This is a genomic window from Hymenobacter sp. BT188, from assembly GCF_014333585.1.
Classification (GTDB): Bacteria; Bacteroidota; Bacteroidia; order Cytophagales; family Hymenobacteraceae; genus Hymenobacter.
Window position 1 is genome coordinate 156,175 of sequence record NZ_JACSCW010000007.1, and the last position, 20,120, is coordinate 176,294.

Consider the following 20,120-nt stretch of genomic DNA (forward strand, 5'->3'; position numbering starts at 1 on the left):
ACGGAGAGATTTTTATGAATCACTGTAAACGTTTACGTAAATAAAAAAGCCCCCCAATAGCTGATAGATGGGGAGTTTGAGGAGATTACCATACTAATTCTCCATCAACTACCCGTCCCATGCGAACACCTACTCTTTTGCTGATCTTCCTGGCGCTGGTCGCGAGCTTATCGGTCCATGCCCAAACCCGGCAGGTGGCCGGCACCGTGCTGAGCGCCGTCGACAAGGCGCCGCTCCCGGGAGTCTCGGTAGTGGTGAAAGGCACTACCACGGGGACTTCCACTGATCCGGAAGGAAAGTTTAGTCTATCGGTGCCCACGGAAAGCGCGCCGGTGCTGGTGTTCTCCTTTATCGGCTTTGAGTCGACGGAAGTGAGCGCGGGGGGCAATTCTACCGTTGGTCCGGTGCAGCTAAAGGAGAAAACGACCGAGCTGAATGATGTAGTGGTAGTGGGCTACGGCACCCAGCGCAAGCAGGACGTGACGGGCTCCGTCGCTTCCATATCGGCGGAGCAGGTAGCGGAAGTACCTATTACGCGGCCCGAGCAGATATTGCAGGGCCGCGTGAGTGGCGTGCAGGTCACGCAAACCAATTCGGAGCCGGGCGGCAGCGTGTCGATCCGCATCCGGGGCACGAATTCCATCAACTCCGGCAATGAGCCCCTGTTCGTGATTGACGGCTTTCCCGGTGCTGGCGACCTGAACTCCATCAACCCCAGCGACATCGAGTCGATTGAGGTGTTGAAAGATGCGTCGGCCACGGCCATTTATGGCTCGCGGGGGGCCAATGGGGTCGTGATTATCACCACCAAAAAAGGCAAGGCGGGCGCCAATACCATCAGCTTTGAGGCCTACACCGGCGTGAGCAATATCCGGAAGCAGTACGAGCTGATGAATGCCACGGAGTACGCTACTTACCTGAACGAGGCCCAGGCGCTCAACAACTTAGAAAACAGAACGACTACCCCTTTACCCTTCACCCAGCAACAGATAGATCAATTGGGGGAAGGGACCAACTGGCAGGATGAGGTTTTTCGCCAGGGCCGGATCAGCAACTACCAGCTGGGCTTTAACGGGGGCAACGCGGATACGCGCTACAACCTGAGCTTCAACTACTTCGATCAGGACGGCATTATCCAAAACTCGGGCTTCCAGCGCGGCTCTGTTCGGCTGAACCTGGATAAGAAGGTCAGCAATAAAATCAACGTCAACTTCACTAGCCAGATTTCCCGTACGCTCCAGCAGCGCACCACCGTGAATACCAACGGGGGCAGCGGGGGCGGCGTGGTTTTGGATGCCCTCCGGTTTAGCCCCACCCAAACCGTGCGCGACGCCGACGGCAACTACACCTTGCAAAATCAGCCCATACCCTACGTGGAAATCGGCGGCAACCCCGTGGCTTACGCCGACCTGGCCAAGGACGAGGCTACCATCACGCGCGGCTTACTCAACGTGGCCGGCGAGTATGAAATTCTGAAGGGCCTGAAGCTGCGGATTTCGGGCGGCGTTGATGTTTTTGGCAACCAGCGCGACCAGTTTATTCCGTCTACCACGTTTGTAGGGCAAAATACCAATGGCTCCGCAACGAAAGCGTCGAACAGCAACTATAGCTGGCTGAATGAAAACACGCTGACCTTCGACCGGGCGCTGAACGAGAACAACGCCCTGAACGTGGTGGTGGGCCTTACGTCCCAGCAGTTTGTCAATGGTAACTACACCGCGGCGGCCAATAACTTCTTTACCAATGCGCTGGGTAGCGATAACCTCGGCATTGGAGCTAATATTCTGACCCCCATATCCGGGAAAAGCGAGAACACATTGGCGTCTTATTTTGGCCGCGTCAACTACCGCCTGTTCGAGAAGTACCTGTTCACGTTTACCATGCGCGCCGATGGCTCGTCGCGGTTCGGTGAAAACAACAAGTGGGGCTACTTCCCCTCCGCGGCCGTGGCGTACCGGGTGATCGATGAGCGCTTCATGGAGAACCTGACTGCTTTCAGCGACCTGAAGCTGCGCGCCAGCTACGGCATCACCGGCAACCAGGAAATTGGCTCCTATCAATCGGTGGGGCGCTACGGCTTAAACGCCTACACCGCCGGCACTACCCGCTTGGTGGGCCTGACGGCTTCCAACATCCCGAATCCTGAGCTGACCTGGGAGTCAACAGCGTCGGCCGACGTGGGCATTGACCTGGCTTTCCTGAAAAACCGCGTCATCCTGACGGCGGACTACTACTACAAGAAAACCACGGATCTGCTGCTGCAAGTGTCTATTCCCCAGACCTCGGGCTTTTCCAACATTCTGCAAAATGCCGGCAGCGTGCAGAACAAAGGCTTCGAGTTCTCGCTGAATACGGTGAACTTTGATACCCCCAAATTCTCCTGGAATACCAATCTGAATCTGTCGCTCAACCGCAATGAAGTGCTCGACCTGAACGGGGAGCGGGAGCGGTTTGTGGGTCAGTCCAGCACCAGCATTTTCCCCGGTGCTACGGGCGCCACGAGCGTATTGCGCATCGGGGAGCCCATTGGCGCTTTCTACGGCTACGTGTTTCAGGGAATCTGGCAGACACCCGAGGAAATTACGGCCAGCGGTATCACGACGAGTGTACGCCCCGGCGACCCGCGCTACGCCGACCTGAACGGCGACAACCGCATTGACGGCAACGACCGCACCATCATCGGGCAGGCCCAGCCCAAGTTTATTTACGGCGTCACCAACAACTTCACCCTGGGGCCCGTGAGCCTGAACTTCTTTATTCAGGGCGTAGAAGGCTCCGACATCCTGAACCTGAATCGCTACGAGCTGGAGTCAGGGTTTGTCGCGCCCAACAAGCTGAAAACGGTGGTAGACCGCTGGACCGGCCCCGGCACCAGCAACACCATTCCGAAAGCCAACAGCGTGGTGCGCCGCAATACCGGCATCACGAGCGACGTGATAGAAGACGGCAGCTTTGTGCGCCTCAAAACCGCCACTATCTCCCTCCAAGTGCCGGTGCCGCAGGGCATCAGCGCCACCGTGAAATCGGCGAGCGTTTACGTGACGGGTCAGAACCTGATTACCATTACGGACTACTCGGGCTTCGACCCGGAAGTGAATTCGTTTGGTAATTCCAGCCTGAGCTTGAACACGGACTATAACGCATTTCCCACCACCCGGACCTTCATTGCGGGCGTGCGGATTGGCTTTTAATCAACTAGGTCATAATCGCAACTGACATGAAAAAGAAGATTATCCTCCTAGGCATCTGTTCCCTTGGCCTGTTCTCCTCCTGCGAGAAGTTTCTGGAAGAGAAGCCCTACGACTTTTTGACCAGCAGCAACTTTTACCAAAACGAGGGCGATGCCACGGCCGCCCTGAACGGCGTGTTTAGCACCATGCAAGCCCAAACCCACTACGGCCGCACCGTGTGGTTGGTGACGGAGCTGCCAGGCGAATACTTGGAGGTGGTGGGCGCCGCGACCGGCGACCGGGCCGAGCTGAGCCGCTACACCTACACCGCCAACAACGGCGAAATTGCCTTCTGGTGGATCAACACCTACCGCATGATCAGCCGGGCCAATGATGTGATCCAAAAAACGCCCCCCATCAACATGGATGAGGCGCGCAAAAACAACATCGTCGGCAACGCGCGCTTTTTGCGGGCTATAGGGTATTTTGAGCTGGTGCGCAGCTTCGGCGACGTGCCCCTGATTCTAACGCCCGTGGCGGGCCCGAATGATGATTTGCGGCCTTCCCGCACGCCCCAGGAGCAGATATATCAGCAAATCATTGACGATCTGACCTTTGCCGAGGCTAACTGCCTGCCCGAAAATCAAATTCCGGCCGCCAGCAAAGGACGCATCTCCACGGGAGCCGCCTCCGCGATGCTGGCCAAGGTGTATTTGACCCGCGCCGGCACGGCGTTTGCCCAAGGCACGGACAACCAAAATGCCCTGGCCGCCTGCAACCGCGTGATTTCCTCTAACACGTACAGCCTCGCGCCGGTGTACGGCGACGTGTTCCTGCCCGATCGGGAAAATGGGCCGGAGCATATTCTCTCCGTGCAGTTCGATTTGCCCCCCAACGTGGGCAATATCATCGTGCGGCAACACCTGCCGGCCTTGCTGGGTGGGTTTGCCTCGTTCACGGTTACCAATGCCTTTGTCAACTCCTACGCGGCCACCGACGTGCGCAAGGAGTGGAACGTGAGCAACCGTGCCGGCACTACCGTGCTGCCCCAGTACTACTTCAACAAATTCCGCGATGACCGCCGCATCGGCAACGACTCGCGCGTGAACTGGCTGATTACCCGCTTCGCCGACGTGCTGCTCCTGCAATCGGAAGCGCTGAACAACCTGAATGCTGGCGACGCGACCAAGTACCAGGGCATCAACCGCGTGCGCGTACGGGCGGGCCTGGCGCCGCTGCCGCTCACGGCCACTACCAAAGATGCATTCGTGGACTTATTGGTGCGGGAGCGCGCCTGGGAGCTGTGCAACGAAGGCCACCGCCGCTACGACCTGATTCGGCTCAACCGCCTGAAGCCGGTGCAGCAAGCCACGTTCAACCGCACCATTAGCGATAACTACCTGCTATTCCCGATTCCGCAGAGCGAAGTGCTGCTGAATCCCAACCTCACGCAAAACCCCGGCTTCTAGCCTTCGAAAACGGCGGTGGGGGGCTTTTTTGAGCGTGACAAATGCGTTGTGAGCGGGCGGTTGCATCTGCAAATGCTGCCGGAAATCATGCTTACGCGCAGACGATCAGAAATTGCCCCAGCCGCTGGTTTTCCGGTTGAAGTGAAGGCAATTTTTGGGCGCCCTTACAGCCATCATTCGCTTGCTGCCACGTCATCAAAATCAGCCGCATTCGCGTCGCCTTTTACGGACTCATTCTTAACATGAAGTAATGGGAGTACAGCACAGAGCCGTTCTTTTTCTCTCCGCCTGGGCGCTATCCAGCCAGGCAGCGTTTGCTCAAAAGGCCACCGCCATTCCGGTGGAAGCAGTGATTGCGCGGGCGGAAAAGCAATACACGGGCTATTTCAGCCAATACCCCGACAGCACCAAGTTTCCGCGCAGCACCAAAGAAGACGGCACCATCCTGCTGACCTCCTCCCGCAACTGGACCAGCGGATTTTTTGCCGGCAACCTGTGGTACATGGCCCGGCTTACCAACCAAGAAAGCTGGCGCCGCCGCGCCGCCGCCTGGACCGAGACGCTGGAGGCGGAAAAGAACACGACCAGCACCCACGATCTGGGCTTTATTATCAATAACTCCTTCGGGCAAGGCTACGCGTTAACGCAGAACCCGAAGTATAAAGAAGTAGTACTCCAAGCCTCCACTACCTTGGTGCGACGCTTCAGCCCGACGGTGGGCGCCATTCGCTCCTGGGATTTCGCGCCCTTCACGTACCCGGTTATCGTCGATAACTTGATGAACCTGGAACTGCTGCTGTCGGCGGCCAAGCTCAGCGGCGACCCGGCGTTGGCGCGCATCGCCAAAACCCACGCTACTACCGATCTGAAATACCGGTTTCGCAAAGACTACAGCACCTTTCACGTCCTCGACTTTGACCCCGCCACCGGCCAGCTGCGCCAGCAGATGACCCACCAGGGCTTGGCCGACAACTCCTGCTGGGCGCGGGGCCAGGCCTGGGCGATTTACGGCTACACCATGCTCTACCGCTTCACCCGCGACAAGCAGTACCTCGCCGCCGCCCAACACGCCGCCGACTATTTCATCCAGCACACCAACAAGATTCCCGACCACATTCCTTACTGGGACTTCAACGACCCGGCCATCCCCCACTCGCCCCGCGACGCGTCGGCCGCCGCCGTGGCGGCGTCGGGGTTGCTGGAGCTAAGCAAATACTCGAAGAGCCCAAAGAAGTATCAAGAAGCGGCCACGGCGATGCTCAGCAGCCTGTGCACACCGCAGTATCTGGCCGCGGCGGGCACCAATAACTTTTTCCTGCTGAAGCATTCCACCGGCAACAAGCCCTCCAACTCGGAAATTGACGTGCCGCTGGTGTATGCCGATTATTACTTCCTAGAAGCCTTGTGGCGCTATAAAAACTACGCGACGCTGGCGCTCCAATAAACTCTGACCGTTAGGCCGAGCCTGTGGCACATCAAGCCCGGGACGAAGCATCTCGCGTGCTGAGATTGCCACAGTGAATTCTAAAAGGATTCTCTCTAATCGTCTGTCATCCTGACGCAGAGAAAAAGAAGTTTTGGGAGGTTCTGATAGCCAAACGAATACGCATTAACCATTAGCCTGTGAAAGTTGTCAAGCTCGCTGTATTCCTTCTGATTTTCCTGCTGGGGGGCAAATCTGCTGCTGCCCAGCAAAGCACCCGGCTGACTGACAACTGGGAGTTCGTAAAACAAGATTTGGGGGGCGTGTGGGAGGCCGTGCGGCTCGTGGGCGCCGGCAATCCGGAGAGCGTGCCGCTGTGGGAAAAAGTAACGCTGCCGCACTGTTTCAACGCCCGCGACGCGGTCAATCCGGACGTGAACTACTACCAGGGGCCCGGCTGGTACCGCACGCAGTTGGAGGTACAAAATCCGTATGCCAACGGCCGCACCCTGCTCCACTTTGAAGGCGCCGGCCAGAAAACCGAAGTCTACATCCACACCACCAGAGTCGGCAACCACGTGGGCGGCTACGACGAGTGGACGGTCGATATCACCCAGGCCGTCGCCGACTTCCAGAAAACGGAAGCGTTCCACAAGCAATTCAAAGGCAAAGTTCCCCTCTCCATTCGCTGCGACAACTCGCGCGACCTGGAGATGATGCCTTCCGATTTATCGGACTTCAACCTCTATGGGGGGCTTTATCGCTACCTGAATCTGGTGCACGTACCCGTTATTTCGCTGGCGCGGGTGATGGCCAAGGTGGAAGTTGACGCGGCCGGCAAGCAAGGCAGATTGAACATCAAAGTCGCGTTTCAAGAGCCGGCACAAGGGGGCGAAACCCAGGTACAAGTGCGTGTGCTGGACCCGAAAGGCAAGCAGGTGGGTAAGCATCAGGCGAGCTATCCAGTGAAAGCGGGCGAGCAAGAGTTGCACACCTTTCCGCTGAAAAACCCGCTGCTCTGGTCGCCGGACAAGCCGCAGCTGTACACGGTGCAGGTAACCGTAAAATCCGGTGCCGACACCTTCGTGCAAACCGAGAAAGTTGGGTTTCGGCACATTGAGTTTGTGGAAAAAGGGCCGTTTAAGCTCAATGGCCAGCGCCTGCTGCTGCGCGGCACCCACCGCCACGAAGACCACGCGGGCGTAGCCGCCGCCATGACCGAGCCCCTGATTCGGCAGGAAATGCGGATGATGAAGGAAATGGGCGTCAACTTTATTCGCCTGGGGCATTATCAGCAGTCGCGCCTTGTGTTGCAGCAGTGCGACAGTCTGGGTATCGTGGTGTGGGAGGAGATTCCGTGGTGTCGGGGTGGCCTGGGGGGCAGAATTTACCAGGAGCAGGGCCGCCGCATGCTCACCAACATGATTCAGCAGCACTACAACCACCCGTCCGTCATCATCTGGGGATTGGGCAACGAAAACGACTGGGCCGGCGACTTTCCCGAGTTCGACAAGGAAAGGATTCGGACCTACATGAAGGAGCTGAACGCGCTTTCCCACCAGCTCGACCCGGCCCGCTACACGGCCATCCGTCGCTGCGACTTCTGCAAAGACATCGTGGACGTGTATTCGCCCTCCATCTGGGCCGGCTGGTATCGCGGCGTCTACACTGACTACAAGGAGGTTAGCCAGAAAGAATTTGAAGGCGTGAAGCGCTTTCTGCACGTGGAATGGGGCGGCGACAGCCACGCCGGCCGCCACGCCGAAACCCCCGACAATGCCCTAGCCAAAATCAGCAGCGCCCAGCGGGCCGATGAGCGCGCCGGCGACGCGTCTCTGTTCGGCGGCAGCGCCCGCGTCTCGAAAGACGGCGACTGGAGCGAATCCTACCTCTGCAACCTCGTGGACTGGCACCTGAAGGAGCAGGAAACCATGCCCTGGCTCAGCGGCACCGCCTACTGGCCCTTCAAGGATTTCTCCACGCCCGTCCGCCCCGACAACCCCGTGCCCTACATGAACCAGAAAGGCGTAGTAGAGCGCGACTTCACCAAAAAAGAGGCCTACTACGTGTTCCAGTCGTACTGGACCACCCAGCCGATGGTCCACATTTACGGCCACAGCTGGCCCGTGCGCTGGGGCGACGAAGGCGAGCAGAAAATGGTGAAAGTGTACTCCAACTGTGCGCAGGCTGAACTGTTCGTAAACGGCAAAAGCTACGGCACGAAGAACCGCAACAGCCAGGATTTCCCCGCCGCCGGCCTGCACTGGACGGTGCCGTTTGTAACGGGCCAGAACCAGGTGCGCGTCGTGGCGCGCCAGGGCCAGCAAACCGTGCAGCACGAAATCAGCTTCCGCTACCAAACCCGGAAATGGGGCAAGCCCACCCGCCTGACTTTGGAAAAAGTAAGCGACGCCAAGGGCCTAACCACCATCGAAGCCAAGCTATTCGACGCCCAGGGCGTGCAGTGTCTGGATGCCGCCAACTGGGTGCATTTCTCTCTGGCCGGCGCGGGCAAGCTCCACGATGACTTAGGCACCAGCAGCGGTTCCAGCAAAGTGCAGGCCTACAATGGGCGGGCCATCATTCGCCTGGAGGCCCAGGCCGGCCAGACCGCCGTAGCCGCTCAGTCGCCGGGCCTGGCAACCGTGCTGCTGACGCTATGAGCAAGCCGTTGAGGTTGGCTGGGGGGCAATTCGGGCGGCAACCAAGCCGGCGTGTTTGAGACCTATCCCAACCCGTTTGACGGCCGCTACGCAGGTGCCGGGGTACCATGCACTCGGGCAGCTGGTCACCACGTACAGTCCTACGGATGAAAAACACCGCGTTCTCGCACTTGCCCCCCACACCGGTATTGGGCGCCGGAGCCGGCGGAAGCCCCCGCCATCAGCCGGCTCCGGCGGACGGATATATCCTGACCATAACAACTGCCCAGGGCCAGGTAAATCGGAAGCTGAGCCAGGAATAACGCTCGTTCGCGCTTTCCCCTGGTGCGGACATCCGCATTTCTGGGGCTAAAACTTCCGCAAAAAAGCCCCCCATCCTAACAAGCCGTTGATTTGCGCTGAAAAAGCTCCGACTTCAGCCTCAAGCTCTGGCTAGGCAGAATAGCTTTTTTCTTTTCAATGGCCCGCAGCAGGATCTTGGCGGCTTCCTTGCCAATCTCGTAGGCCGGCTGCGTAATCGTGGTGAGGGCCGGGTCGAGCAGGGAGGCGACGCCCAGGTTGGAAAAGCCGATGATCTTGACTTCCCCCAGAATCGAGCGGCCCATGTTTTTGCAGGCCTGGTAGCTGCTGATGGCCAACCGCTCGGCGGCGGCGAAAATGCCATCTACCTCGGGACGGCGGCGCAGCAGCTCCATGATGAGCTGGGTGTTCTGCTCATCGTCGGCCTCGCCATCCAGCACCAAGGTGTCATCAAATGCCAGGGAGTGGGCGGCAAGTGCCGCCTGATAGCCCTGCAGCCGCATGCGGCCGATGGACAAATTACCCGACACCGACATGTGGGCAATGTGGCCGCAACCGGCTTCAATGAGGTGTTCGGTCGCTAAATGGCCACTTTTATAATCGTTGGTGGTGACCTTCGCCGTAGCCACGGCATCGCATACCCGGTCGAAGAACACCAGGGCGGGCTTGCGCGCGTAGAGCTGCTGCAAATGCGCGAACTCCTGGGTTTCGCTGGCTACCGACATCAGAATACCATCTACCCGCCCCCCCGTCAGGTACTGCGTAATGGCCACTTCCCGCTCGTAGTCTTCGTGCGTGAGATGGATGAGCACGTGGTAGCCACTATGGCGGGCCATTTCCTCTATGCCATTAATAGCCAGCGAGAAAAAATGGTTGGCGACCTCCGGAATCACTACGCCAATGGTTTTGCTGACGTTACGGCGCAGACTACTGGCGTAGGCGTTGGGCCGGTAGGTGAGCTCAACCGCCAGCGCCTTGACCCGCTCTTTGGTTTGGGTGATACCTCGTAGCTATCCTGGAGCGCGCGCGAAACTGTAGCAATAGATAAGTTTAGCTCCTGGGCCAGCCGTTTCAAGTTTACTTGACTCATGAAGATAAGTAAGTAAGTAAGGCTGAAAGCAGGAAGGGTAGGGGATGAAGGCAAGGATATAAGCTGAGTTAAGCTAACGCATTTTAAGTAAGGCCGAAGCCTAATCCAATGCCCTGCCGAAGCGCCCCTTGCACTAGTACTCTTAGAATTTCCTATCGAGCTGCCCTCGTACTACTTACCTGCTATCAAGCGCTGGTCGGGTGATGAATCAATGTAAACGTTTACGTAGATAAACACGGGTTCGCTCTGTGATTTGAAGGGCAAACCTGCTGTACTTGGTAAGGCGAAGCATGCAAAGTACAAGTTAAATTAATAACAGCGCCACCAACCCCATCGTCCAGATTCAGCCTTCTGAGCTGCTGTTCCCGCTGCCGATTTAGGAAATCCAGACCAATCCTATCATGACCCAGAACACGGGTTATAACTAACCAGCCAATAACAGTCAGCCAGGCGGTCAGCTCCCCTCCTCCGCGGAGGAGGGGAGCTGACCGCCTGGCGTTCCTGGCAAGTACTTTCTTTCCCGCTTCCCCAGCCTTTCTTCTCTTCCCATGATGTCACGAAACCTGATGAAGACGCTGCTGGCTGCTATTCTTCTGCTGCTTAGCGCATTCAACAGCCAGCTAGCACAAGCGCAGTCGGCGTTGCTCCAAAATGCCCCCCAGCGCCGGGTACTGAGCCTGAACGGATCTTGGAACTACATTATTGATCCGTACGAAAACGGTTTTTATGACTACCGCCGCGAGGCTTTCGATCAGTCGAAGTCGGGCAAGGGTGGCTATTATGACAACCAAAAACCCAGCAGCACCCAGGAAGAGGAGCTGATTGAGTACGACTTCGATAAGTCGCAGGCCATGCAGATTCCCGGCGACTGGAACTCCCAGCGGCCGGAGCTGCTCTACTACGAAGGCACCATCTGGTTTAAGAAAAGCTTTGACCTGACGCCCAAAGCCGGTAAGCGCTACTTCCTGTATTTCGGCGCCATCAACTACGAGTCGCACATTTACCTGAATGGCAAGAAGCTGGGCATGCACAAGGGCGGCTTCACCCCCATTCAGTACGACATCACCAGCCAGCTTAGCCCCTCGGGGGGCAATTTTGTGGTAGTGAAGGCCGACAACACCCGCCGCCCCGAGGATGTACCGACCATCAACACGGACTGGTGGAACTACGGCGGCATCACCCGCGACGTGTTCATCGCCGAAACCCCGGACACCTACATCGTCGACTACAAAGTGCAGCTGGCCAAGGACGACGCCAAGATGCTCAGCGGCTATGTGCAGCTCAGCGGCGAAGGCAAGGCCGGCCAAAAGGTAAGCCTCAATATTGCGGAAGCGGGCATCAAGCAGACCATGAAAACCGACGCCGAAGGGCGCGCCACGTTCAGCGTACCAGCCCGCAAGCTCACGCTCTGGTCGCCCCAAACGCCCAAGCTTTATACCGTAGCCTTAAGCGCGAGTGGCGACGCCATTCAGGATAAGATTGGCTTTCGCACCATTCAGACGCGGGGCCAGGATATTCTGCTGAATGGCAAGCCCATCTTTATGCGCGGCATTTCCATGCACGATGAAAACCCGCTGATTCCGGGCCGGGCCCGCGGCGAAGGCGACTTGCGCATGATGCTGACCTGGGCCAAGGAGCTGGGCTGCAACTTCGTGCGCCTGGCCCACTACCCGCACAACGAAACCATGCTCAAGCTGGCCGACGACATGGGCCTGCTGGTGTGGGCCGAAGTGCCCGTGTACTGGACCATTGCCTGGGAAAACCCCGCGACTTACCAGAACGCCGAAACCCAGCTCTCGGATTTGATCAGCGTGGGTAAAAACCGCGCGAGCATTGTGATCTGGTCGGTGGGCAACGAAACGCCCCTGGGTGAGCCGCGCCTGAAGTTCATGAGCAATCTGGCGAAGAAAGCGCGCAGCCTGGATGATACGCGCATGATTTCGGCCGCCCTGGAGCTGCACCGCACCCCCGACAACGTGATTCACGTGGACGACCCGCTGGGCGAATTCCTCGACCTGACCAGCATCAACGAGTACGCCGGCTGGTACTGGGGCGGCAAGCCCAGCGAAATTACCAAGTACAGCTTCGACATCAAGTACAAGAAGCCGGTGATCATCAGCGAATTTGGCGGCGATGCCCTGGCCGGCTACCACGGCGACGCCAACACCCGTTGGAGTGAGGAATACCAGGAGGCACTCTACGTGAACCAGATTAAGATGCTGGGGGGCATTTCCGGCCTGCGCGGCTTGACGCCCTGGATTCTGGCCGACTTCCGCGCCACCCGCCGCCAGCACCCCGTCTACCAGAACGGCTTCAACCGCAAAGGCCTGATTTCGAGCACCGGCGTGAAGAAAAAAGCCTTCTACGTGCTCCAGGAATACTACCGGCAGCTGGCCCAGAAATACGACGGCAAATAGCGCATGAAAACGAGAAACCAGACCGTCAGGCAGCGCCGCGCGCCGCAGCGCGCCAGCGGTAGTAAGGGTAGGAATCCAGCGTCAGCCCGCGAGCTGCGGCGCACCGCGCTGCCTGACGTTCGCCTGGTGGGGGCGTTTCTGTTGCTGCTCGGCGTTACTACTGTAGCTCAGGCTCAGAACCGCGACAGCGCCGAGTACACCTTGCGCGTAGCGGCTAAAAAGACCATCAACAACTCCGCCATTGATGGCAAAGCGGGTTTCTCCGAATACAAGAATTACCCTACGCGCACCATTGCCCAGCTCCAAGACTTCAAGCCGGCGACCGTCAAGCTGAGCAAATACGGTGGGCGGCTCGACAAGCGCACCAAGGCCACGGGCTTTTTCCATGTGCAGAAAATCGATGGGCGTTGGTGGACCATCGACCCGGAGGGCTACTACTTCCTGCACAACGCGCCGAACGACGTGCAGCCAGGCCGCTCGGCGCGCACGCAAAAGGCCTTGCAGGAGAAGTATAAGGATAACGCTGACTGGATGGCCGCGACCCGCCAGTTTCTGTTGGCGAACGGCTTTACCGGCACGGGCGCCTGGTCGGCCACCAAGGGGATTCAGGCCGAAAACGGGAAGGCTGATAAGCCGCTGGCCTACACCGTCAACCTGGATTTGATGAGCAGCTACGGGAGCAAGCGCGGCGGCACCTACGTGCAGCCCGGCCACAAAGGCTACCCCAACGACGTGATTTTCGTGTTTGATCCGGGCTTCGAGGCGTTTGTGGAGGAAGCCACCAAGCAGCTGGCCCAGAACAAGAACGACCAGAACCTCTTCGGCTATTTCTCCGACAACGAGATGCCGCTGCTGCGCAAAAACCTCGACGGTTACCTCACGTTGCCCCCCACCGAGCCCGGCTACGTGGCCGCCAAAAAGTGGGCCGACGAGCGCGGCATCACCTTAGCCACCGTCACCGACCAGCACCGCCAGGATTTCCTGGCCTACGCGGCCGAGCATTACTTTTCCATCGTGGCCAAGGCCCTGAAAAAGAACGACCCCAACCACCTGTACCTGGGCTGCCGCTTCCACGGCGCCCAGCGCTACTACCCCGAGCTGATGCGCGTGGCGGGCAACTACCTCGATGCCGTGAGCGTCAACTACTACAACAACTGGACGCCCGAGAAGAAGTGGGTGGCCGAGTGGGAGCAGGTAGCCGGCAAGCCTTTTATGGTGACGGAGTGGTACGTGAAGGGCGAAGACGCCCCCGAGTCGGCCAACACCGCTGGCGCGGGCTGGGTGGTAAAGACCCAGGAAGACCGGGGGCTTTTTTACCAGAATTTCACGCTGGGCTTGCTGGAATCGAAGAATTGCGTGGGCTGGCACTGGTTTAAGTACCAGGACAATGCCCCCACCCTGGTGGGCGCGGAGCCTTCGAACACGAACGCCAACAAGGGCATCGTGAACAACTACCTGGAGCCCTACCAACCGCTGCTGGATAAGATGCGCGAGCTAAACCAACAGATGTACACCCTAGCTGACTTCTTCGACAAACGCCAGCCCCAGCTATGAAGCATGCCGCTGCCATGCTGCTGAGCCTTGCGCTCCTCCTAACTAGCTCCGCCGGGGCGCAGAATCTGCGGCCGCGGCTGCGCGAGGTGGTAGCGCCGCCGGCGTGCAAGGAGCAGTTCCGGCTGTACCTGCTCATTGGGCAGTCGAATATGGCCGGGCGCGGCGGGGTGGCAGCCCAGGATACGGTGCCCGACCCGCGGGTGCTGCGCCTGAACCAGGCTGGGCAATGGGAAGTGGCCAAAGACCCGGTGCATTTTGATAAGCCAGTAGCCGGCGTGGGGCCGGGGCTGAGCTTTGGCAAAACGTTGGTTGCGCAGGCGGCAGGTATCACCGTTGGGTTGATTCCGTGCGCGGTCGGTGGCTCGGCCCTTGCGGTCTGGCAGCCGGGCGTATTTTACCCCGCCACCAACACCTATCCCTACGACGATGCCCTGGCGCGGGCCAAAGCAGCGATGCAGCATGGCACCCTAGCCGGTATCCTCTGGCACCAGGGTGAATCAGACAGCAATCCGGCCGGCAGCCAGGCGTATGCCCAAAACCTGACCGAGCTAATTGCGCGGCTGCGTCAGGATCTGCAGGCTCCCACTGTGCCTTTTGTGGCCGGCCAGTTGCCCGCCTTTCAGCTGGAGAAAACCGATAGCCTCGGCCGCAAAACCACCAATGCAGCGGCGGGAAGCCTGAATCAGGCAGTAGCTTCCCTGGCCCGCACGGTACCGCACTACGCCTATATCCGCGCCGAGGGTACCCACGACACCGGGGACCACATCCACCTGGCTGCTGCTTCAGCGCGGCTCATGGGCCAGCGCTACGCTCGGGCTATGCGCAGGCTGCAAGCCAAGATCAAACGCCCCAAACGCTCCTGACGCTTCACCCAGCCCCGCTTCGCTCACCACTTACTTACCCGTTTATGAAGCCGTTGCCTGTCCTTGTCTTGTGCCTGTTGCTGCTAATGCAGTGCGGCAAAAAAGAATCCGGCGACGCGACGCCTACCCCAGCGCCTACGTCCCCAAAAACGCCCCCCAGCACCACGCTGCGGCAAGCCGCACCCTTCCCGATGGGGGCGGCCGTGAACATCAATCTGCTGAAAACGCGGGCCGCTTACTCCAGCGTCGTAAAGACCGAATACAACAGCGTGACGGCCGAAAACGCCATGAAATTCGGCGCCTTGCACCCCAGCGAGGCGGTTTACACCTGGACTGATGCGGACTATTTGGTCGAGTTTGCGCAGCAGCATAACGCCCGCGTGCACGGCCACACGCTCATTTGGTATAAGTCATTGCCCAACTGGGTGACTAATTACCCAGGCAACACGGCGGCGTGGGAAAACCTGATGAAAACCCACATTCAGACGGTGGTAGCGCACTTTAAAGGCAAAGTGGCAGCGTGGGATGTGGTGAATGAAGCGTTTGAAGATGACGGGCAGTTGCGCAACAGCATCTGGCGGCAAAAGCTCGGCGTCGACTACATCGCACGGGCCTTCGAGTACGCGCATCAAGCCGACCCCGCCGCCTTGCTTTTCTATAATGACTATGGCCACGAGTATAACCTCACCAAGCGCACGGCTATTCTGGACCTAGTAAATAACCTGAAGAGCCGCGGTATCCCGATTCACGGCATTGGCCTGCAAATGCACACGAGCAGCAATATTGCCAATGCGAATCTGGCCAACGCCATCCAGACGGCGGCCCAAACGGGCTTGACAGTGCACCTGGCGGAGCTGGACATTGCCATGAACCGCGATGGAGTGGCAACGGCTACTTTCACTCCGGCGCTGGCCGCGGCCCAGAAAGACAAATACAAAGCGGTGGTGCAGGCCTTCAAAGCCCTGCCCGCCGCCCAGCGCTATGGTATTACCACCTGGAACGTAGGTGACGCCGACACGTGGGTGCGCGGCTACTGCAGCTGCCCCGATTGGCCCCTGCCCTTCGACGAAAATTACCAACGCAAGCCCGCTTACGACGGCATGGTGGAGGCTTTACACTAATCGAGTACTAGTGCGGACTTGAGAGATGTTCGTGCTTCTATGTTCACTTGGCGGCCGCGGGCCCCATTGGGGAATGGGAAAGCAGCTTTTCAGTGATGCACGCGTCGGCCGCCTTGGTGGGTGAAATGGGCCGATACGGATGGAAGAGCTGTGGCCCGGGGCCGCCAGTGAACATATTATCATTCGTTCTCGCCTTTCCACGGCGACTTTTAACTCTACCTGCATGCGCTTACCACTGCCTACCTACCTGCTCTTGGGGTTGCTGCTAGCTTCCAGCCCCAGCGTTCTGGCCCAGAAAAAGCCCCCCACGGCGGCTTCGATTGAGCAGCGCGTCAGCGAGTTGCTGGCTCAGATGACGTTGGCGGAGAAAGTGGGCCAGCTCAACCAGTATTCGGGCCGCGAGCTGACGGGCCCGGCCAGCAACCGCAAAACCGATTTGCTCAACAGCATCCGCAGCGGGCAGGTGGGCTCCATGCCGAACGTGAAAGGCGTGGCCGCCACGCGCGCCATTCAAGCCGAAGCCCTGAAGTCACGGCTGAAGATTCCGCTGCTCTTTAGCCTCGACGTGATTCACGGCTACCAGACCGTTTTCCCAATTCCCTTGGGGGAAGCGGCTTCCTGGGACCTGGCGGCCATTCGCGAATCGGCGCACGTGGCGGCCCGGGAAGCGGCGGCTTCGGGTATTCACTGGACGTTTGCGCCGATGGTAGACGTGGGCCGCGACCCGCGCTGGGGCCGCGTGATGGAAGGCGCCGGCGAAGACACCTACCTCGGCTCCCAGATTGCCAAGGCCCGCGTACTGGGTTTTCAGGGCTCAACGCTGGGTGGCACCGATGCTATTATGGGCTGCGCCAAGCACTTTGCGGCCTACGGAGCCGCCCTGGCCGGCCGCGACTACAACGTGGTCGACATGAGCGAGCAGCAGCTCTGGGAAGTGTACCTGCCGCCCTTCAAAGCGGCCGCCGACGCGGGCATGGCCACGTTTATGATTTCCTTCAACACCCTGAACGGCATTCCGACCACTGGCAACAGCTATTTACAGCGCGACATCCTGAAAGGCCAGTGGCAATACCCCGGCTTCGTGGTAAGCGACTGGGGCTCCATCAAGGAAATGGTGGCCTGGGGCTATGCATTGGATAAAGCCGACGCCGCCCAGAAAGCCATCACCGCCGGCAGCGACATGGACATGGAAAGCGACGCCTACTCGTCTTCGTTGGCCCAGCTCGTCAAAAATGGCAAAGCCGATGTACGGCTCGTGGATGACGCTGTGCGCCGCATTCTGCGCAAGAAGTTTGAGTTGGGCCTGTTCGAGGATCCCTATAAGTTTTCGGATGCGAAGCGGGAGAAAAAAGTCCTCAGCGACCCGCAGCACCGCATGGCCGCTCGGCAGATGGCGCAGAAGTCCATCGTGCTGCTGAAGAACGAGCAGAACACGTTGCCGCTAACCTCGCGGCGCAAAATTGCCCTCATTGGCCCGCTGGCCAAAGCCAAGCGCGACCTGGCCGGCAGCTGGGTTGTGCTGGCCGACACCACCCAAATCACCTCTGTGTATGACGGCCTGACCAAGCGCGGCGGCAAAAGTACCCCCCAGGTGCTCTACACCAAAGGCTGCGAGGTGCAGGGCGACTCCCGCGCCGGCTTCGCCCAAGCCGTAGAAACCGCCCAGGCCGCCGACGTAGTCGTGCTGACCGTGGGCGAAACCTGGGACATGAGCGGCGAGGCCAAGTCGCGCACCGACATCCATTTGCCCGGCGTGCAGGAAGAGTTGTTTCAGGCTTTGAAAGCTACCGGCAAGCCTATCGTGGTAATTATCATGGCGGGGCGGCCGCTTATTTTCAACGCCATTGCCGATCAGGCTGATGCTATTTTGTACGGCTGGTGGCCCGGTTCGGAGGGCGGCACGGCGCTGGCTAATGTGTTGTATGGCGACTACAATCCATCGGGCAAGCTGCCGGCTACGTTTCCGTTATCTGGGGGGCAAATTCCCATCAGCTACCAGCAATACAGCACCGGCCGGCCCGTCACCAAGCCCGGCGACATTCGCTATAAATCGGCCTACATCGACGCGCCTAGTACGCCGCGCTACGCTTTTGGCCACGGGCTGAGCTATACCACCTTTACGTACGAGGGCCTGAAAATCAGCCAGCCAACCATGAGCGCGGGCCAAACAGTACAGGTGCAGCTGACGGTAACCAATACGGGTCAGCGCGCCGGCGAGGAAGTAGTGCAGCTGTACCTGCGCGATTAGGTGGCCTCGGTAGCGCGGCCGCTGAAGAAGCTGAAGGATTTCAAGAAGCTCCGCCTCAAGCCCGGCGAAACCCAGACCGTGACGTTTACGATCGATAAAGACAAGCTTGCCTTCTACAACCAGAAGCTGGAATGGACCGCCGAGCCCGGCGAGTTTCAGCTCATGATTGGCTCTGCCTCCGACGATATTCGACTGGAAAGCAAACTAACCCTACTACCCTAAACGACCTCTCTATATGCTTTCTACTAGTCCCGTGCAGCCGGATGGAACCGCCGATTCCACGCCTCGCCCGAAGTCCGCGCTTGATCAGTTTTCCTTACACGGCAAAGTCGTGGTCATCACCGGGGCCACGGGCGTGCTGGGCGAAGCCATGTCGCTGGCCGTAGCCGAAGCCGGCGCCAAAGTAGCCATCCTCGGTCGCGATGCCACCCGGGCGGCGGCGCGGGTGGCGGCGATTCAGGCTAGCGGCGGCGAAGCAATAGCCGTCTTGACGGATGTGCTGGACCAGGAAAAAATGCAGGCCGCCTGTGACGGGATTCTGGCCAAATGGGGCGCCATCGATGGATTAGTAAATGCGGCGGGGGGCAATATGCCCGGCGCCACCATCGGCCCCGACCAGGATTTGTTTGCTCTGAGCATGGAGCAAACCCGCCAGGCGGTGGACCTGAACCTGTTCGGCACCGTCATTCCCACCACCATCTTTGGCCGCGTGATGGCCGAAAAAGGCAAAGGCTCCATCGTGAATATTTCGTCCATTACTGCCCAACGCCCTTTAACCCGGGTGCTGGGCTATACCATGGCCAAGAAAGCCGTGGAAGCCTACACGCAGTGGATGGCCGTGGAACTGGGCCTGCGCTACGGCGGCGCCCTGCGCATGAACGCCATTGCCCCCGGCGTCTTCCTGACCGAGCAAAACCGTTCCTTGTTAGTCGACGCTGACGGGAATCATACAGACCGGGCCCGCAAATTCATCGCCCACACGCCCTATCAGCGCTTCGGTGTCCCCGAGGAGCTGACCGGCACACTCATCTACTTACTAAGTGATGCTTCGCGCTTCGTGAGCGGCGAAACCATCATGGTAGATGGTGGCTTCAATGCCTACAGCGGCGTATAATTGGTCATTAATCCTGTTTTTAAAGAAGGTCATGCAGAGACGGAGCCGAATCATGACCTCCTACTAGTATTTACTTCCTTATGCCTATTATTCAAAGCTGGCGCTGGTACGGCCCCAATGACCCTGTCAGCCTCGCCGATATCCGTCAGGCCGGTGCGACCGACGTCGTGTCGGCCCTGCACTACATTCCCAACGGCGAAGTATGGCCCGTAGCCGACATTCAGCAGCGGCAGGCCGACGTAGCCGCGGCCGGTCTGACGTGGAGCGTGGTCGAAAGCGTGCCCGTGCACGAGCAGATCAAAACCCGCACCCGCCCCTTCGCCCGCTACCTTGCCAACTATCAGCAGAGCCTGCGCAACCTGGCAGCCTGTGGTATCCGTACCGTCACCTACAACTTCATGCCCGTGCTGGACTGGACGCGCACGGATCTGGCCTATGAAGTAGCAGACGGCTCCAAAGCCTTACGCTTCGAGCAAGATGCCTTCGTAGCCTTCGATGCCCTGCTGCTGCAGCGGCGCGGCGCCCCCGAGGAATACACGGCGGAAGAGTTGGCCAGAGCCGAGGCGCGCTTAGCGGGCATGAGCGACGCGGAGCGGGAGCAATTACAACGCAACATTATTGCCGGCCTGCCCGGCAGCGAGGAAAGCTTTACGCTCGCCCAGTTTCAACAGGCGCTGGATGCCTACCA

General features: G+C 59.1%; 15 protein-coding genes. 14 read left to right on the top strand and 1 reads right to left on the bottom strand.

All coding sequences use genetic code 11. The annotated features are described in order from the left end of the window. Positions 1–119: 119 nt before the first annotated feature. The 5 genes from H8B13_RS18695 to H8B13_RS18715 all read left to right on the top strand — a co-directional run bounded on the left by H8B13_RS18695 (position 120) and on the right by H8B13_RS18715 (position 9,027). On the top strand, positions 120–3,191 hold the full coding sequence (locus H8B13_RS18695; protein WP_187312341.1) for a SusC/RagA family TonB-linked outer membrane protein: 3,072 nt from the start codon (positions 120–122) through the stop codon (positions 3,189–3,191). Positions 3,192–3,217: 26 nt separating this feature from the next. Continuing rightward, positions 3,218–4,639 carry a RagB/SusD family nutrient uptake outer membrane protein gene (locus H8B13_RS18700; protein WP_187312342.1) on the top strand — a complete coding sequence of 474 codons (1,422 nt, stop codon included), beginning with the start codon at positions 3,218–3,220 and terminating at the stop codon, positions 4,637–4,639. Positions 4,640–4,889: 250 nt separating this feature from the next. Beyond that, complete coding sequence (locus H8B13_RS18705) at positions 4,890–6,083, top strand: glycoside hydrolase family 88 protein (RefSeq protein WP_187312343.1); 1,194 nt, start codon at positions 4,890–4,892, stop codon at positions 6,081–6,083. Positions 6,084–6,262: 179 nt separating this feature from the next. After that, entirely contained in the window at positions 6,263–8,725 is a 2,463-nt protein-coding gene (locus H8B13_RS18710) for a glycoside hydrolase family 2 TIM barrel-domain containing protein (protein WP_315985163.1), read from the top strand. A 146-nt stretch (positions 8,726–8,871) separates the two neighbouring features. Then, complete coding sequence (locus H8B13_RS18715) at positions 8,872–9,027, top strand: hypothetical protein (protein ID WP_187312344.1); 156 nt, start codon at positions 8,872–8,874, stop codon at positions 9,025–9,027. 75 nt (positions 9,028–9,102) lie between these two features. Here H8B13_RS18715 and H8B13_RS18720 read toward each other — a convergent pair whose 3' ends face one another. Next, a complete protein-coding gene (locus H8B13_RS18720) occupies positions 9,103–9,918 on the bottom strand; it encodes a substrate-binding domain-containing protein (protein ID WP_222841477.1) in 816 nt (271 codons plus the stop codon). On the opposite strand from H8B13_RS18720, the gene H8B13_RS21050 reads away from it, so the two are divergent. The 9 genes from H8B13_RS21050 to uxuA form a co-directional block, all read left to right on the top strand. After that, a complete protein-coding gene (locus H8B13_RS21050) occupies positions 9,895–10,035 on the top strand; it encodes a hypothetical protein (RefSeq protein ID WP_222841478.1) in 141 nt (46 codons plus the stop codon). The genes H8B13_RS18720 and H8B13_RS21050 overlap by 24 nt on opposite strands. A 628-nt stretch (positions 10,036–10,663) precedes the next feature. Then, the gene (locus tag H8B13_RS18725) at positions 10,664–12,532 is read left to right on the top strand and encodes a glycoside hydrolase family 2 protein (RefSeq protein WP_222841479.1); all 1,869 of its coding nucleotides are present in this window, start codon (positions 10,664–10,666) and stop codon (positions 12,530–12,532) included. Positions 12,533–12,535: 3 nt separating this feature from the next. Beyond that, positions 12,536–14,086: an agarase gene (locus H8B13_RS18730; protein WP_187312345.1), complete on the top strand. Its 1,551-nt coding sequence runs from the start codon at positions 12,536–12,538 to the stop codon at positions 14,084–14,086. Continuing rightward, complete coding sequence (locus tag H8B13_RS18735; protein WP_187312346.1) at positions 14,083–14,949, top strand: sialate O-acetylesterase; 867 nt, start codon at positions 14,083–14,085, stop codon at positions 14,947–14,949. The genes H8B13_RS18730 and H8B13_RS18735 overlap by 4 nt, the downstream gene beginning before the upstream one ends. A 44-nt stretch (positions 14,950–14,993) precedes the next feature. Then, positions 14,994–16,070, top strand: coding sequence for an endo-1,4-beta-xylanase (locus H8B13_RS18740; protein ID WP_187312347.1), 1,077 nt, complete (start codon positions 14,994–14,996; stop codon positions 16,068–16,070). A gap of 223 nt (positions 16,071–16,293) precedes the next feature. Continuing rightward, the gene (locus H8B13_RS18745; RefSeq protein ID WP_222841480.1) at positions 16,294–18,318 is read left to right on the top strand and encodes a glycoside hydrolase family 3 N-terminal domain-containing protein; all 2,025 of its coding nucleotides are present in this window, start codon (positions 16,294–16,296) and stop codon (positions 18,316–18,318) included. Continuing rightward, complete coding sequence (locus H8B13_RS21055) at positions 18,319–18,540, top strand: fibronectin type III-like domain-contianing protein (protein WP_222841481.1); 222 nt, start codon at positions 18,319–18,321, stop codon at positions 18,538–18,540. A 13-nt stretch (positions 18,541–18,553) separates the two neighbouring features. Next, complete coding sequence (locus H8B13_RS18750; RefSeq protein ID WP_187312348.1) at positions 18,554–19,432, top strand: SDR family oxidoreductase; 879 nt, start codon at positions 18,554–18,556, stop codon at positions 19,430–19,432. Between the two features lie 80 nt (positions 19,433–19,512). After that, positions 19,513–20,120, top strand: a 608-nt coding sequence (uxuA, locus tag H8B13_RS18755) for a mannonate dehydratase (protein WP_187312349.1), incomplete at its 3' end; no start/stop codon positions are given.